A 15,373-nucleotide genomic window follows, 5' to 3' on the forward strand; every position below is an offset into this window, starting at 1 on the left:
CGACGGGGTGGAACCAGTCCCAGGAGGACACTGTGAAGCTGGCGGAATTTCTGGCCCAGGTCCGCGATCGAGGGGAATACCACAGCCGGGAGGAGGCCGAGCACATCAGTACGTCGGTACTGCGGGTGCTCGCCACGGAGATCACCCCGCAGGAGGCGGACGACCTGGCGGCCCGGCTGCCCGCGCCGCTGGACGACGCCCTGCACACGCACCCGGACCGGCCGGAGGACCTCGGGCGTGAGGAGTTCCTGCGGCGCGTGGCCGAGCGGACCGGCGCCCGGCCCCGGACCGCCGAGTGGGACGCCGGCGCCGTGCTGTCCACCGTCGCCGACGCGGTGCCGGGCGCGGATGTCGACCACCTGCTGTCGCGGCTGCCGGCCGGCTACGCGGAGCTGTTCGGCAGGCCGGGCCCGCCCTGACCGCGTGCGGGGCTCCTACCGGTTCCGGCCGGAGCCGGCGGAATTACCATGTTCACGGGAGATCCTGCCGTCCACGGGTGGACGCCATGAAAATCGAACTCATTCAACGGGCTGCCGACGTGCTGTTCGACGTCCCTGAGGACATGCACGAAGAGATCATCATGCTCATCACGGCCGTCTCCGAGGACCGGCGGGCACAGGTCCCCGATCTCGCCGCGGCCTTCGGTGAATGGTGCTGGCTGGTGTACACCGTCCACGATGACGTGGTCGAGGTCCTGGATGTCGGCTGCGCCGGGTGACGGGCCGGGGTGCGCCACACCGCGCTCAGCAGGCGGTCTCGCGTGCCACGACATCCGTGACCAGGGGGCCTCGGCCGGCCCGGGCGCCGGGGGCCGAGCGGGGGCCGGTCCCGGGGGTGAAGCGGAGGTCGGTGACCGGGCCGGTGGGGACGAAGTCGTACGTCCAGGTGCGCCAGTCGTCGGTGGCGGTGACGGTGGCCCCGGGGTGCCCGCCGCCCTGGACGCCGAAGGTCCTTCCCGGGTGCATGGGTGCGCCGAGGTCCGGGCTCGCGCCGAGGGCGCGGGCGCGGAAGGTGACGCGGACCGGGCGGCCGGGGGTGGTGGCGAGTCGGGTGGAGATGCCGAGGAACCCGGGAGCGGTGCGCAGACCCACCGCGTTCGAGCCGTTGTCGAGGCCCGCGAGTCGCCCGTGGCAGGCGTCCGCGCCGTGGTTCGTCCAGCCCGGGAAGCAGGCGGGGGTGTCGCCCCGGCCCCGTTGTACCGCCTCGGAGAGCCAGGGGGTCCGGAAGTGCGGGTTGGGGTTCAGGATCGGTCCGCCTCCGGGGGCGGGCAGCCGTGCGTGGAGCGCGTCCCGCCAGACGGCCGCCATCTTGGCGTACCCCTGGTCGCCCGGATGGACCAGGTCGGACAGGTCGTCACCGCCCTGCGGTGAGGCGTGCAACGCGGGGGCCATGTCGACGAAGAAGACCTTGCCGCGGTGCCCGGACTCCTCGGCGATCGCGCGTACTTGGCGGTTGTAGTCGTCGATGTGCGCCTGCCACTCGGGCAGCCGCGAGGGAATGATCGAGGCGAGCAGGACGCCGGCGGACGGGGCCAGCCGCAGCAGGGTCGCCACGAAGGTACGCAGGAAGCCGGGGGCGGCCGTGTGGTCGGGGCCGTACATGTTGTTCGTACCGATGTGGACGAGCATCCAGTCCGGCCGGGCGGCCGGAATCCACCGCGGCAGCAGTGCGGTGAGCGCTTCGACGGTGATGCCGCAGACGGCGGCGTAGCCGGGGTCCCCCTGCGGTTGGAAGGGGTTGACGCAGGGGCCGACGAAGCGGGCGTCGTGGCCCAGGCGGTGCAGGTGGCCGAGGAGTTCGTCGCGGTATCCGGCCCCTCCTGTGCTGTTCAGACCGGCGGTGATCGAGTCCCCCAGCGGCATGATCCGCACCGGGCGGGGCGGGGTGTCCGTGACTCCCCCGCCGAGCGTGCCGTCCGCCACCTCGTCGGCGTTCCGCGCGGTCACGTGCTGTGGTGTGGGACGGGATGGCATGAACTCTCCCAACGTATGCCTGAGCCGTACGGTCGCGGTGGGCGTCGGGCATCCGGGTGATGCCCGTCGGCGGCACGGGTTCCCCGTCCGGGGACGGTGGTTCACACGAAAGAAGGACCCCGCGGCACGCGCCGACCCCCGGGGGAATCCACGGGAGCCGACGACGCCGCGGAAGGCCGCCGGATGCCGGAACCGTGCGGCCCGAAAGGCCGGCCGGATCACGGCCGGATCGCGGCCGCATCACGGACACCCGGCCGGCCGGCGGGCCGCGACCGCACCGCCACGTGCGCGCCCCCGGCCGGTCGGCTACCAGCGCGCCTGCGCGGCCGGTCCGTCAACTGGTCACGCATGCCACGCCGTTGAGAGTGAACCCCGTAGGCGGAGTGTTGGTGGCGGGTTTGCCGCCGGTGAAGCCGACCGTGACCGAGCCGCCCGCGGGGACCGTCGAGGTGTACGACGCGGCGGCGACCGTCACCGAGGAGCCGTTCTGGGTCGGGGTACCACCCCACATGCTGCCGATGGTCTGCCCGTCCGGGAAGCTGAAGCCCAGCGTCCAGCCGCTAATGGCGGCGGTGCCGGTGTTGCCGATGGTGATCTCGCCCTGGAAGCCGCCGGGCCATTCCCCAACGACGCGGTAGCGCACGGAGCAGCCGGTGCCGGGGCCGCCGGTACCCTTGTCGGTCTTGACGGTGACCGTCGCCGACCGGGGGGAGCGGTTGCCGGCGACGTCCTTGGCGTAGACCGCGAACGTGTACGTCGTGTCGGCGGTCAGGGACGAGACGGTGACCGTGGTGGTCGTGGTGGAGGCGGCCGGGGTCTCCGTGGTGCCGTTGACGCGGACCACGTCGTAGCCGGTGATGCCAACGTTGTCAGCGGAGGCGGGCCAGGTCAGGGTGACCGAGGTGGGCGAGACGGCGGAGGCGGCCGGGGTGCCCGGTGCGGTCGGGGCCTGGGTGTCGGGGGCGGTGCCGCCGAAGACCGTGGCCTCGCGCGAGGTCGCGGCGATGCCGTGGGCGCCGTGGAAGACGCGCTGTCCCCAGGAGCTGAGCCGGTCCGGGTCGAAGCCGATCGCGAGGTCGAGGACCGGGTCGGTGTTGCCGCTCCAGGACCAGGCCAGGTAGCCGAGGCCGAGCCGCTCGGCGGTGGCCATCATGGTGTCCTCGTCCGGGTCGCCGTACTGGTCGGCCGGACCGCCGAACTCACCGATGACGAGGGGGAGTTTCGCGGCGACGAAGGCGTCGAGGTAGTCGTTGATCTCCTGGGCGGTGTCGAAGACGCTGTACATGTGGATCGAGAAGAGGAGGTTGCCGGTGGTGTCGGCGTCGTAGACCGTGCGGGCGTTGGCGCGCATGACGCCCTGCCAGTCCTGGCCCCAGTTGGGCGCGTCCACCATGATCGTGTGCTGGAGGCCCGCCGCGCGGAGCTTCTTGACCGCGGCGATGGTGGGCTCGGTCCAGCCGGCCGGATTCGTGTTGCCCCACGGCTCGTTGCCGATGTTGACGATGACGTAGTCCTCCTGGCCGGCCAGGACGTCCTTGAGGCTGATCCAGTAGTCGGCGGCGTGGTCGAGCGTGCCGGCGGCGGGGTCCTCACCGTAGCCGGTGGTGTCGTGCACCTCCAGGACGCAGATCAGGCGATTGACCTTGCAGTCGCGGATGACGGCCGCGACGTCCTGCGCGCTGTTGCGGGACCAGCGGTAGCCGTCGGAGAGGACGACCCGCACGGTGTTGGCCCCGAGCGCCTTGATGTCGGCCGGCGACCGGGTCTCGCCCGGGTACCAGGTGTGCGCGTGGTTGACGCCGCGCATGACGAAATCGTTGCCGTTTCCCTCCAGGAGGCGGCCGTTGCCGATGTGCAGCCCGGGCGCGGCGGCGGCCGACCGGGAGACGGCGTGGGCGGGGACCGGGGAGAGGCAGAGCAGACCCAGTGCGGTGACCACGGCGGCCAGCAAGACGGCAACCGGGTTCCTCTGTGTCGTGCGTGTCGGTGTTCTCACTGCGGCTCCATGAGTGGGTGAACAAGTCGGCCGAAACAATGTGGGAGCGCTCCCATACAGCCAGTGATGCCAGGTTCACGTCAAGAGAGCGGTATGGAAATGACCACCGGCCCTTCAAGGCGGGTCAGCAGCCGGGGCGGAAGCGACGACCGTCCTCCACGGCCCCGCTCTGCGGTGCGGCGGTGATCGGGACGTGGGCCCGGGCGCGGCCCCACCGGTCCAGCAGCCTGCCCATGCGTTTGGCGGTGTGCAGGGTGATGCTCCGCTCGCCGATCCGCAGCCCGGGATGGCGGCGCAGGATGCGTTCCTCCAGGGCGAGGCAGTCGGCGGGTGCGCGCAGCCAGACGGACAGCAGCAGGTTGTGCGGTCCGGTGACCGACGCGCACAGCCGGGTCTCCGGCAACCCCGCCAACGCGTGCGCCACGGCCTCGGTGCCGGGTCCCGGGGCGGCGATCCGGAACGTGGCGATGACCGGCCAGCCGGCCAGTTGCTGGGTGAGGTCGCAGCGGAAGTAGACCTCGCCGCCCGCGATCATGCGCCCCAGCCGCCGGCGTACGGTCGTCTCGCTCAGTCCGCACTCCCGCGCCAGCTCGGCGTGGCCGCGGCGGGCGTCGGCGCCGAGCGCGAGCAGGAGCCTGCGGTCGCCCTCGTGCGGTCCGGTGCCGGGCCGCGGCCGCGCGGGCCTGTCGCCGCCCGTGAGATGGGTGCGCTGGCGTTCGTTGAGCGTGTGCACCAGCCATCCGCTGCCCTCGCGGTACACCCGGGTGCACAGGCTCAGCCGCACCGAGCGCACTCCGTCCAGCCGCCCCAGCCGCCTGATGACGAAGTCGTCCAGGCAGGGCAGGTCGTAGGCGGCCACGCCCAGGAACAGCGAGTGGTCGCCCGTGGTCCGCTCCACGCTGAACACCGGTCCCCAGCCGCACAGTTCGGCGGTCAGCGCGTCGAGTGCGCCGGGGGCGCAGGCGAGATCGACGTAGCCGACGACCGAGGCGTGCCGCGCCGGGTAGGCCGTCATCCAGGCCAGGCCGCTGTCGGTGAGCCGCCGCCAGCGGCGCGCGGCGGTGGTGGCGTCGACGCCGATCACGGAGGCGATCTGCGCCCAGGGAGCGCGCGGCCGCAGTTGGAGGGCCTCGACCAGGGCCAGGTCGGTCTCGTCGGGACCGGCGGGGGTGACAGGGATGTCACGGGTGTCCGGGAGGGCGGTGTCGGTGGGCGGCACGCGTCCCATCCTGTCAGCGCGGACGGCCCGGCTGAAGCCCCGTGTCCCCTACCGGGGTTGCCGGATTCCGGCGCCAAGGCCGCGCGGGTGCCGGATTCCTGCGATTGCGTGGTGCGGAGCGGCGGCCGGTGCAGGGTGTCCGCCAAGCGTCACCTCGCACGGCGGGAGGACCCCTTGCTCAGAACCACCCGGACCACCGCGGTCCTGCTGTTCACCGCCTGGGCCGTCGACTACATCGACCGGCAGGTGATCAATCTGGCGCTGCCGTCGATCGGCGACACCTTCGGGCTCGGCCACGCGGAACGGGGCGTGATCCTCTCCTCGTTCTTCCTCACCTACGCGCTCACGCAGATTCCCGCCGGCCTGGTCGCCGCCCGCTTCGGCGGAGTGCGGGTGGTGTGCGTGGCCCTCGTCCTGTGGTCGGTCTTCACCGGACTGACCGCCGTGGCCTGGTCGTTCACCGCGCTCGTGGTCTGCCGTTGTCTCTTCGGCGTGGCCCAGGGCCTGTTCCCCGCGGCGGCCGTCGACACCCTGAGCCGGCGCAGCCTGCCCGCGCAGCGGCTGACCGCCAACGGCTGGATCCAGAGCTCCAACGCGGTCGGCGGGCTGCTGGCCGCCGTACTGGGCGGGCTACTGCTGGCCCGCTGGGACTGGCGGGTGATGTTCGCCGCCGTGTCCGTGCTGGGCCTGCTGGTGGTGGTCGCGATCCGGCGCCTGCTGCCCGGACCGCTGCCCGCCGAGCGGACCGGCCCGCCCCTGGCCCACCCGAAGGGGGCCGCGACCGCGCTGCTGCGAGCGCCCGTCGTCTGGGGCTTCGCGGTGATGTTCCTCGCCTACGACGTCGTCGTGTGGGGACTGAACAGCTGGAGCGCCTCCTTCCTGATGGAGGAGCGCGGTCTGGCGGTGGCCGACGCGGGGCTGGTGTCCCTGGCGCCGACGCTGCTCGCGGCGGTCGCCGCCATCGCCGGGGGCCGGCTGAGCGACAGATTCGAGGGGCGCCCCCGGCGGATCGTCGTCCCCGCCATGTGCGTGGCGGCCGGCCTGCTCGTCCTGCTGCCGCTCACCACCACACTGGCCCAGTTCGTGGTGGTCGGCACGCTCGTCAGCGGGGCCGTCGGTCTGTGCTACATGCCGTGCTTCTCGGTACCCCTGCGCAGCCTTCCGCCGGGCCTGACGGGAGCGGCCTCGGGAATCATCCTCTTCGGCGGCCAGTTGTATCGTGCCGACCCTGTTCGGTCACATCGTCGACGCCTTCTCCTACCGCACCGCGTTCTGGTCGCTGCTCGTGGGTCCCGCGCTCGCCGTCGCCGCCGTGCTCTGGGTGCCCCAGACCTCCCCCCGTTTCCTGGCGCGTCTGCGCGCCGTCGTCACCGACACCCCGAAGGAGGACGACAGTGATACGTCCGCTGCCGCCCACCCCGCCTGAGACCGGTCTGAGCCGTGGCCTCGCCGCTCACCTCCCGCACTGGGAGGAGGTCTACCGCGATCTGCACGCTCACCCCGAACTCGCCTTCCAGGAACGCCGGACCGCCGACGCCGTCGTCCGGGAACTGGCGGGCATCGGCGGCTGGGAGACCACCGAGCGGGTCGGCCGGACCGGTGTGGTGTCCCTCCTGCGCAACGGAGCGGGACCGGTGGTCTGGCTGCGCGCGGACATGGACGCCCTGCCCGTGCGGGAGGAGACCGGGCTCCCGTACGCCTCCGTCGAGCCGGGGCTGATGCACGCCTGCGGCCATGACGTGCACGTCGCCGCCCTGCTGGGGGTCTGCCGGCAGCTCGCCGCGCACCCCGACGCCTGGGGCGGGACCGTGGTGGCCGTCTTCCAGCCCGCGGAGGAGGTGGGCCATGGCGCGCGGGCCATGCTGGACGACGGTGTCCTCGACCGTTTCCCCCGGCCCGAGGTGGTGCTGGGCCAGCATGTGGGCCCGCTGCCCGCCGGTGTGGTGACGACCAGGCCGGGCACCCTCATGGCGGCGGCCGACAGCCTCCGCGTCACTCTGCACGGCGCGGGCGCGCACGCCTCCGCCCCCCATCTCGCCGTCGATCCGGTCGTGATGGCGGCGGCCGTGGTGCTGAGGCTGCAGACCCTGTCCGCCCGCCTGGCGCCGCTGTCCCCGTCACCGCTGCTCACGGTCGGGGCCCTGCACTCCGGCACCGTCGCGAACGTCATCCCGCACACCGCCGAACTGCTGTGCAGTCTGCGGACGTTCGACGCGGGGACCCGCGAGCGGGTCCTGGCCGACTTCCGGCGCGTCGTCGACGCGGAGGCCGACGCCCAGGGCGCCACCCGCGGGCCGGACATCACGACGTACGACTCCTTCCCCCTGACGGTCAACGACCCGGGCGCCACCGAGCGGGTGCTGGCGGCCGTCGCCGACGCCGGTGCCCTGGGGCACACCCTGCCCGCTCCACTCTCGGCCAGCGAGGACTTCGGCCGGTTCGCGGCGGCGGCCGGGTGTCCGTCGGTGTTCTTCCACTTCGGCGGCGCGGATCCCGCGGGTTTCGACGAGGCGGCCGTGGCCGCGCTGGAACGCGGCACGCTCCCGCCGGGCACGGCCACGAACCACTCCCCGTACTACGCGCCCTCCGACCGGCACGCCGTCGCCGCCGGGGTACGCCACCTCCTCGCCGCCGCCGCGTCGTGGCTGGGCCGGGACCCCCACACCGGAAGGACAGCCTCATGAGGCGCTGGAAGCCCGTTCTCCTCGCCGCCGCGCTCGCCCTGTCGGCGGCAGGCCCCACGGCCGCCGCCTCCTCGGTCGCCGCCCCCGCGCCCACGGTCCCGGCCTGCGCCTGGGAGCCGCTGGGTTACCAGACGTCCAACGTCGCCTATCCGGACACCAATGCCCGCTACTGGCTGCTGCGCTATACCGTCCGCGAGGGTCTGACCATCCGGCTCGACGGCCGCTTCCCCGACGCCCGCTACGCCTCGGTCGCCACCTACGACGCCCGCCGCAGCAGCTTCACGGGGCCCGGCGGAACCCCGTCCGCGCTGACCGACCACCAGCTGCTCCCCGACCGGGGCAGCCGCAACCCGTACCGCGAACCGGCCCGCCCCGGCGGCAAGTTCACGGTCACGGTCGCGGAGGCGCCCGCGGACCGGCCCAACGCCCTGCCGCTCGCCCCCGCCGGCACTCCGGAAGGCGCCGAGGGAACCGTCGTCTACCGGATCTATCTGCCGCACGGGGGGTTCCGCCTGCCGAAGGTCACCTTCGTCCAGGGCGGGCACCGCGTCCGGGTGGCGACGTGCGCGGACGCCCTGTCCCCCGGCGCGTCCACCGCCGGCGCGTCCACCGGGCCCTCGGTCGGCGCACCCTCCGGGACCGCGTCCCCGGCCGGGGAGGGCACCCCGCCCCGGCCGGCCTTCTCCCGGTCGGGCGGGGACGGTCTCTACCCCAACCCGGACAACGCCTACCTGAGCACCGGCTTCGAGGCGCCGCCCGCCGGCCAGGTCCTCGTCGTCCGCGGCAAGGCGCCCACCGCGACCGCCGGGGACCGCGCCCGGCCGTGGCCCGCCGGGAGTGCCCGGGTCCGGTACTGGTCGATGTGCGACAACCTGTGGTGGGGGCCGGGCGAGGTGGTCGCCAACCCGCTGCCCGGCGGCGGCGTCGACCCGGGCTGCCGCGCGGACTTCGACACCCGACTCTCCTCGGACGGCACGTACACCTATGCCGTCGGTACGGAGGACCAGCGGGCGGCCGTCGAGCGCGTGCCCGGGGTCACCTTCCTGCCGCTGTCCTCGGCCACACCGACCGCCCGGCACCTGCTGATCCTGCGGAACATGGTGGCCGCGCCCGGCTTCGCGGAGGCGATCCAGCGGGTCCCGGTGGGGAGCGGCCCGGCCCGCACCGCCGAGGTGATGGGCGCGTACTACCCCGAGGCGGCCTATTGCGACCTCGGTGCGCTCGCCAGGTCGGGGCCGGACGCCTGCACAGGGTCCTGACGCGACGCGGAACGCCGAGTCGTGGCAGGCCGGTTACGGCCCTACGGCCGGGCCGGCCTTCCCATGTCTCCCTCGGCCGTTGGGGCGTTGCCGGCCGCCGCTCCCGGCAGCGGGGGCGCCGTCGCCGACGGACCGCGGACCGGTCAGCCGGGGACCAGGTATCGCGGTGACCGCCGGCCCGTCCGCCTGACGGCGAGGAGCGGGGCGGGCCGGCGGCCGGCCCCGCTCGCGGGTTCCCCCGTCCCGTGGCCGGCTATGCCTCGGCGCGGGTGAGGAGGGCGTCGTCGGCCGACGGCTTCTGCGCGGGGGGAGCGGAGGCCTGGGCGGCGCGTACCCGGTCGAGCAGGGCCGCCGGGTCCGGGTGGGCCTGGAGAGCGGTGAGGAGCAGCCGCCACAGGTTGTGCAGGTGCTCCTCGATGTGCTCGCGGCCGTCCAGGGCGTCGGAGACGGTGTGGATGCCGAAGAACGCGCAGACCACGCTGTGCGCGGCGGGCACCGGATCGACACCGGCCGCCAGCTCCCCGTTGGCGCGTGCCTCGGCGAGGAGTTCGGTGACGACCCCGATCCAGTCGACGAAGGGCGTGGGCAGGGGCGCGGCGATGGCCTTGCGTTCCATCCACAGGCGGGAGCCGGCCCGTACGACGACGTCGTCCCGGAAGGCGCGGGCGACGGTGAAGCTCAGCGCCACCAGTTTCTCCAGCGCCGGGCGGCCGGTGGAGCGATGGTGTTCGATCATGCGCGGCCAGGAGGCGAAGTGCTCCTCGACCACGGCGAGGGCCAGTTTCTCCTTGCTGGCGTAATGGAAATAGATGGCGCCGCTGGTGCGCCCGGAAAGTGCGCTGATATCGCTGATGCTGGTCCCGGCATAACCCCGCTCATCGAACAATTGTGCCGCGGTTTCCAGCAGAGCCCGCCGTGTCAGATTCGCTCGCACGCGTCGCAACCTTTTTCCGAGGTTCCCGTACCTCTCCTGCCGCTAGGCAATGTAGTACCCGAGCCCGTCCGGACTGTCGAGTCGGTGTGCGGAACGCGCCGAACTGCGGTCTGCTGGGGGAATGGACGCTCGAATCCGTGGCACCGACGAAGAGCCGCGGTCCCTGAGCTGGTCGCGCACGGTCCCCCGGGAACTGGTCCACCGGGCGTCCGTGGCGGAGGTTCTGCTCACCGACGTACTACGCGTCGACGCAACGCGTTTCGTGGCGGCCGCCTGCTGGTCGCGGTCGCATCCCACCTTTCCGGTCGACGGCCACGCCGTACATCATCCGCTGATGGTCGTGGAGACATTACGGCAGCTGGGTATTTTCATCCCTTTGCGCTACCTCGGTGTACCGGTGGACACCCGCATGCTCATCACCGACGTCTTCTTCACCACGGAACCCGGAGCGCAGCCACAGGCCGCCCACGGCGCCACCCAGGTCACCTGCCGGGTGCGGGTCACCGGGCTGCGCGCCGGTCCCGACGGGGCCCTCGCCGGGTTGCGGCTGCACGCGGAGTTCCTGGCCGGCGGCGCGGTGTTCGCCAGGGCCGGCGGCGGTGCCCGGTTCCTCTCCCCCGAACGGTACGCCGCCTTGCGCGGGCCCCTCCTGGGCACCTGCCAGCCCCCGGCGTCGGCCGGGCTGCTCCGGCCCGACCCGGCACGGCTGGGCGTGCCCCATGCCCGGGACGTGGTCATCGGTTGCGCCGGCGGCCACGGCCGCGCCGGGCCCGGCGGCAGCGGCGGCCGGCACCGGCGGGCGCGGCCGCCGGCCCTGCGGGACCGGCCGGATGCGCCGGAGGTGCTGGTGGACGCGGCCGACCCCTGGCATCCCTTCTTCTTCGACCACGCCACCGACCACGTGCCCGGAATGGTGCTGCTGGAGGCGGCGCGCCAGGCCGCCGCACTGGCGAGCGAAGGGGTCCTGTCCCGGCCCATCGGCGTCCGCTTGACGGCGCTGCGCTTCACCGAGTTCTCGCCGCCCGCGCGGGTCGTCTGCGTGCCGCACCACCGCACCTGTGCCTTCCGGTTCGAGCAGGACGGAGAATGCCCCGCTTTCGGCGTTCTGCACTACCAATCACCCTTGCGGGCGTAACTTGCCGTGACACCTTGACTGCCACGTGTGAACAAATCTAGCGTAACGATCGTTATGTTCCCTGGTGGGACTAGTCCGTACAGGCGTCAACGCCCGTCCGTACGACGTTCGGCCCCGCCCGGAACCCTGCGCCGCCCCGCGCACACGGTGACCCGTCGGCGCCGCTCGCCCCCCTGCGGTGAGAGGACGCCACGCCCCGGTCTGCGCTCTCGCGGCCCCTCCGAACGGAAAGCACACAGATGACGCTTCATCGCATCCTTTCCTGGACACCGGCGGCCGTCGTCTTCGACTGCGACGGCACGCTGCTGGACACCGAACGACACTGGGAAACCGCCCGCCGGCGGGTCCTCGACGACGTGGGCCTCACCCCCGCCGCGGGCTTCGCGGAACGGGCCAAGGGCCTGCACTACACCGAGTGCGGGCAGCTCATGGCCGACGAGGGCGGCCGCCCCGAACTGGGACCGGACCTCGCCGACCGGCTGCTGCGGCACTTCCGGGTCCTGGTCCGCGAGCATCCGGTGACCATGCCGGGCGCCCGCGACCTGGTGCGGGCGACGGCCGCCTTCGCACCGTTGGCCGTCGCCAGCAACTGCCCCCGTGACGTGGTCGAACCCGGTCTGGAAGAGGCCGGGCTGCTCCGTCACTTCCGCGCCGTGGTGGTGCCCGAGGGCACGATCCGGCCCAAGCCCGACCCGGACGTCTATCTGACGGCCGCCCAGCGCTGCGGGGCCGATCCGGCCTACACGATGGCGGTCGAGGACACGCACTGCGGGATCCTCGCCGCGGTCCGGGCCGGACTGACGGTGCTCGGCGCCGGCCCCTGGCCCGGCGACGAGACCGCCGCCCTGACCGACCTGTGGGTCGAGACGCTGGAGGACCCGCGGGTCGTCCGCTGGGCCACCGAGCGGACACCGCTGCGGACCACGCCGCCGAAGCCCGCCGCGGCTCCGTCGCCGACCGGCTCCGGGCTCCGGCAGGCCACGGCTCCGTGACCGCCGTCCAGCGGCGGGCGAACGGCTCGGGACCGTCCTCGGGGGGCGGGTCACCGCTCGTTCAGCCCGGCTGCTCCGGCGCCGGATCCGCCACGAACGGCGGCAGTTCGGTGACCACTGCGCCGGCCGAGGACAGCAACAGGCCGACACCCACCGCACCGGGGTCGGGCACTCCCCTGCCCCGCTCGCCGACGTAACTGGCCCGGCCGCGGCGCGCACGCAGTCGCGCCGTCAAGCGCACCCCCTCCCATGCGGCGCGCGACGCATGGGCGAGGGCCACCCGGCTTCCGGCCCGCTCCGGACACACGCGCAGCGCCTCGCACGCCGGATACAGGGCATCCACGAGGGTCTTGTCCCCCGGCCGCGCCTCGCCGACCCGCTGTACGGCGGCGAGCCCACCGGTGAGTCCGGCCCGCAGCGCGGTCACGTCCAGTACCGGACCGACCGCCGCCAGCGCCAGTTCCGTCAGCAGCAGCCCGAACAGCGGGCCGCTGGTGCCTCCGACCCCGTCCAGGAAGACGGTCGCCACCGTCCGCAGCGGCCGGCCGGCCCGCCCGCCGGCAGCCGGTGTCACCGCCCCCGCCTGGTCCAGGGCACGCACGGACGCGTCGAGTCCCGATCGGAGATTCGTACCGAAGTCGCCGTCCCCCACCCGCTGGTCGAGCGCGGTGAGCTCGGCCTCGGTGGCCCGGACGGAGGCGGCGAACCGCCGCATCCAGCCTTCGGTGAAGGCCGCGTCCGTGGGCGGCGTATCCGTCCGAACCGGACGCGTGATACCGGTGTTGGGGGATGCTGCGTCGTCCTGCGCCGAGTAGTGCTCCAGCATGGTGCCACCTCCTGCCCGCCCTTGGTCACCGGGGCCATGAGGGCGTATGCGCGGGCGCGTCGAACCACTTGACCGTCTCCGGGTCCGCCCGCATCAGCGTGAGCGAGAAGCCCCGCATGTCCAGCGCGGTCACGAAGTCGCCCACGAGGACGCGTTCGAGGACCAGTCCCCACCGGTCCAGGCGCGCCGCGAGTTCCCGCGCGACGCCGTACAGCTCCAGACGCGTCACCCCGCCGAGCCCGTTGACCAGGGCGATGACCGAGTCACCGGCGGCCGGGTCCAGCGCCGCCAGCAGTTCCTCCGTCATCCGGGTGACCAGCTCGTCCAGGGCCGGCCGGGACTCCGTACGGCGGGCCCGCTCGCCGTGGATGCCGACCCCCCACTCAAGGTCCCCCTCGGCGAGGTCGAAGGCGGAACGCCCCGTGGCCGGTGTCCGATGTGCGGCCGAGGCGACCGCGAGGCTACGGCATCGGCTCACCAACTCGGTTCCGAGATCGGCGAGTTCGCGCAGTCCGAGGCCGGTGTCGGCGGCGGCCCCGAGGACCTTCTCCACCAGCACGGCGGCCCCGGTGCCCCGGCGGCCCGTGGCCGACTCGGGCGAGTCCGACGCCAGATCGTCGTCGATCAGCACGCGGGCGCAGTCGATGCCCTCATGGGCGAGCCGCTCGGCCGCGATGCCGAAGTTGATGCGGTCCCCCGTGTAGTTCTTCACCAGGTGCAGCACACCCGCGCCGCGCGACACCGCGCGGGAGGCGTCGAACACCTGCCGGTTGTGTGGGGAGGCCATCAACTGGCCGGGGCATACGGCGTCGAGCATGCCCGCGCCGAGGAAACCGAGGTGCAGCGGTTCGTGCCCGCACCCACCGCCCGACACGATCGCCACGCGGCGGCCCGGGGCCGGGTACCGGGCCCGGAAGAACCCGGCCTGTTCGTCGTGGACGACGAGGTCGGCGTGGACCCGGGCGAACCCGGCCAGTGCGTCGGGGACCATTCGGTCGAGCGAATTCGTGAAGTACACCACTGGCCGGCCTCCCAGACGTCCTCGGCCTCGCAGCGCCCCCGAGCGGGAAGCGGGAGGCCGGAAACCACGGTGGGTCGATCGGAGGCACGTCATCCACGGACGCACAACCCGGGATGCTGCCTCGTGTGTCTCCGGGTCTCACCTGCCTTATGGCGGTCCGCCTTGCGGCTGTCGCCGTCGGATCCGTCTTTCCGGCCATGCTGCGGCGGCCCGGCCGCGACGGCAAGTCGAGCCCGGCCGCCGCGCACACCGGAGGGACTTGGTGCATGCTTCCTCTCACGAGCTGCCCGCCCGGCGAGCTGCACGGGTACGGGGCGGGAGGGACGAGACGTCCGTGGCGGGCCGGGATGCGGCCGAGCAGGCCAAGCGCAGGGAGGTCAGGTCGTCCACGGCGAGCCGGAGCGGCGCGCCCCGGCCCCCGGGCGCCGGGGGTATGGCTGTAGGTGTCCGGCGCGAAGGGCCTCGACCGTCCTCCTGGCGCGACCCCTCGAACGGGGTCACTTGACGGAGCCGCCGGTGATGCCGGCGGCGATGTACTTCTGCGCGAGGACGAGCAGGACGGCGGCGGGGACCGCGGACAGCACGGAGGCCGCCATCACCGAGCCCCAGTCGCCCACGTGCGCGCCGATGTACTGGTAGATACCCAGCGTGACCGGCTTGACGTCGTCGGTGGTGTTGAGGGTGAGCGCGAACATGAAGTCGCTCCACGAGAACAGGAAGGCGAACAGCCCCGAGGTGATCAGGGAGTTGCGGCTCATCGGCAGCACCACCCGCAAAAAGGTGCGCAGCCGGCCCGCCCCGTCCATCTCCGCGGCCTCGATCACCTCGCCGGGTATGGACTGCATGAACGACCGCATCAACACAATGGAGAAGGGGATGCCCAGGGAGGCGTCCGCGAGCATCAGCCCGAAGTAGGAGTTGACCAGGCCCAGATCGACGTACGACGTGTACAGGGCGTTGGCGATGACGATGCCGGGCACCATCTGGGTGATCAGGGTGCCGAACACGATGGTGCGGGTGCCGCGCAGCCGGAACCGGGCCAGCCCGTAGGCGGCCGGGGCCGCGATCGCCAGGCAGATGACGACCGCGCCGAGCGAGACCAGCAGCGAGGTCAGCAGATGCCCGCCCTGGTCGTCGAGCGCCTTGGCAAAACCGGACAGGTCCAGGCTGTGCGGCACCGGATCGACCTCCAGCAGCCCGGCCTCGGGCTGGAGCGCGGTGTCGAGCATCCAGTACAGCGGGAACAGCATCACGGCCAGGACGAGCACTCCGGCCACGGTGGAGCCCCAACGGCGCCGGCGCGCACGCAGCTTCACGTTCTCGGCGGCCATCGC

Annotated in this window: 14 protein-coding genes; 7 read left to right on the top strand and 7 right to left on the bottom strand. The window is 73.1% G+C overall.

Going from position 1 to position 15,373, the window contains the following annotated elements; genetic code table 11:
* The first annotated feature begins 32 nt into the window (after positions 1-32).
* Together ABD350_RS12595 and ABD350_RS12600 are read left to right on the top strand one after the other, a co-directional pair.
* Positions 33-419 (top strand): DUF2267 domain-containing protein, encoded by a 387-nt coding sequence (locus tag ABD350_RS12595; protein ID WP_344348034.1) that lies wholly within the window; start codon positions 33-35, stop codon positions 417-419.
* An 86-nt stretch (positions 420-505) separates the two neighbouring features.
* Positions 506-718 (top strand): hypothetical protein, encoded by a 213-nt coding sequence (locus ABD350_RS12600; RefSeq protein ID WP_344348266.1) that lies wholly within the window; start codon positions 506-508, stop codon positions 716-718.
* Positions 719-743: 25 nt separating this feature from the next.
* Here the strand turns inward: ABD350_RS12600 and ABD350_RS12605 are convergent, their stop codons facing one another.
* The 3 genes from ABD350_RS12605 to ABD350_RS12615 all read right to left on the bottom strand — a co-directional run bounded on the left by ABD350_RS12605 (position 744) and on the right by ABD350_RS12615 (position 5,188).
* Positions 744-1,946, bottom strand: coding sequence for an SGNH/GDSL hydrolase family protein (locus ABD350_RS12605; protein WP_344348035.1), 1,203 nt, complete (start codon positions 1,944-1,946; stop codon positions 744-746).
* Between the two features lie 361 nt (positions 1,947-2,307).
* Positions 2,308-3,969, bottom strand: coding sequence for a cellulase family glycosylhydrolase (locus tag ABD350_RS12610; protein ID WP_344348036.1), 1,662 nt, complete (start codon positions 3,967-3,969; stop codon positions 2,308-2,310).
* Between the two features lie 124 nt (positions 3,970-4,093).
* Positions 4,094-5,188: an Lrp/AsnC family transcriptional regulator gene (locus ABD350_RS12615; protein ID WP_344348037.1), complete on the bottom strand. Its 1,095-nt coding sequence runs from the start codon at positions 5,186-5,188 to the stop codon at positions 4,094-4,096.
* A gap of 174 nt (positions 5,189-5,362) precedes the next feature.
* On the opposite strand from ABD350_RS12615, the gene ABD350_RS12620 reads away from it, so the two are divergent.
* From ABD350_RS12620 to ABD350_RS12630, 3 genes are read left to right on the top strand one after another with little or no spacing between them, the layout of a single operon-like run.
* Positions 5,363-6,586, top strand: a complete 1,224-nt coding sequence (locus ABD350_RS12620) for an MFS transporter (RefSeq protein WP_344348038.1) — start codon at positions 5,363-5,365, stop codon at positions 6,584-6,586.
* Positions 6,583-7,872: an amidohydrolase gene (locus ABD350_RS12625; protein WP_344348040.1), complete on the top strand. Its 1,290-nt coding sequence runs from the start codon at positions 6,583-6,585 to the stop codon at positions 7,870-7,872. Before ABD350_RS12620 ends, ABD350_RS12625 begins: the two co-directional genes overlap by 4 nt.
* Positions 7,869-9,131: a hypothetical protein gene (locus ABD350_RS12630; protein ID WP_344348041.1), complete on the top strand. Its 1,263-nt coding sequence runs from the start codon at positions 7,869-7,871 to the stop codon at positions 9,129-9,131. Before ABD350_RS12625 ends, ABD350_RS12630 begins: the two co-directional genes overlap by 4 nt.
* A gap of 253 nt (positions 9,132-9,384) precedes the next feature.
* Here ABD350_RS12630 and ABD350_RS12635 read toward each other — a convergent pair whose 3' ends face one another.
* Complete coding sequence (locus ABD350_RS12635; protein WP_344348042.1) at positions 9,385-10,065, bottom strand: ScbR family autoregulator-binding transcription factor; 681 nt, start codon at positions 10,063-10,065, stop codon at positions 9,385-9,387.
* 121 nt (positions 10,066-10,186) lie between these two features.
* On the opposite strand from ABD350_RS12635, the gene ABD350_RS12640 reads away from it, so the two are divergent.
* Together ABD350_RS12640 and ABD350_RS12645 are read left to right on the top strand one after the other, a co-directional pair.
* Positions 10,187-11,200 (top strand): ScbA/BarX family gamma-butyrolactone biosynthesis protein, encoded by a 1,014-nt coding sequence (locus tag ABD350_RS12640; RefSeq protein ID WP_344348044.1) that lies wholly within the window; start codon positions 10,187-10,189, stop codon positions 11,198-11,200.
* A 239-nt stretch (positions 11,201-11,439) separates the two neighbouring features.
* Positions 11,440-12,192, top strand: a complete 753-nt coding sequence (locus tag ABD350_RS12645) for an HAD family hydrolase (RefSeq protein WP_344348045.1) — start codon at positions 11,440-11,442, stop codon at positions 12,190-12,192.
* Positions 12,193-12,253: 61 nt separating this feature from the next.
* Here ABD350_RS12645 and ABD350_RS12650 read toward each other — a convergent pair whose 3' ends face one another.
* From ABD350_RS12650 to ABD350_RS12660, 3 genes are all read right to left on the bottom strand, one after another.
* Complete coding sequence (locus tag ABD350_RS12650; RefSeq protein ID WP_344348267.1) at positions 12,254-12,907, bottom strand: DAK2 domain-containing protein; 654 nt, start codon at positions 12,905-12,907, stop codon at positions 12,254-12,256.
* Positions 12,908-13,043: 136 nt separating this feature from the next.
* On the bottom strand, positions 13,044-14,009 hold the full coding sequence (locus tag ABD350_RS12655) for a dihydroxyacetone kinase subunit DhaK (RefSeq protein WP_344348046.1): 966 nt from the start codon (positions 14,007-14,009) through the stop codon (positions 13,044-13,046).
* Positions 14,010-14,536: 527 nt separating this feature from the next.
* On the bottom strand, positions 14,537-15,370 hold the full coding sequence (locus ABD350_RS12660) for a carbohydrate ABC transporter permease (protein ID WP_344348047.1): 834 nt from the start codon (positions 15,368-15,370) through the stop codon (positions 14,537-14,539).
* Positions 15,371-15,373: the final 3 nt, after the last annotated feature.

The sequence above is a fragment of the Streptomyces nogalater genome, assembly GCF_039532885.1.
Taxonomy (GTDB): Bacteria; Actinomycetota; Actinomycetes; order Streptomycetales; family Streptomycetaceae; genus Streptomyces; species Streptomyces nogalater.

What these genes read in the sequence shown, in the direction of transcription:
- ABD350_RS12650 (WP_344348267.1), bottom strand. Translation starts at nt 12,907, where the DNA reads ATGCGGCGGTTCGCCGCCTCCGTCCGGGCCACCGAGGCCGAGCTCACC.
- ABD350_RS12645 (WP_344348045.1), top strand. Translation starts at nt 11,440, where the DNA reads ATGACGCTTCATCGCATCCTTTCCTGGACACCGGCGGCCGTCGTCTTC.
- ABD350_RS12660 (WP_344348047.1), bottom strand. Translation starts at nt 15,370, where the DNA reads ATGGCCGCCGAGAACGTGAAGCTGCGTGCGCGCCGGCGCCGTTGGGGC.
- ABD350_RS12655 (WP_344348046.1), bottom strand. Translation starts at nt 14,009, where the DNA reads ATGGTCCCCGACGCACTGGCCGGGTTCGCCCGGGTCCACGCCGACCTC.
- ABD350_RS12600 (WP_344348266.1), top strand. Translation starts at nt 506, where the DNA reads ATGAAAATCGAACTCATTCAACGGGCTGCCGACGTGCTGTTCGACGTC.
- ABD350_RS12640 (WP_344348044.1), top strand. Translation starts at nt 10,187, where the DNA reads ATGGACGCTCGAATCCGTGGCACCGACGAAGAGCCGCGGTCCCTGAGC.
- ABD350_RS12630 (WP_344348041.1), top strand. Translation starts at nt 7,869, where the DNA reads ATGAGGCGCTGGAAGCCCGTTCTCCTCGCCGCCGCGCTCGCCCTGTCG.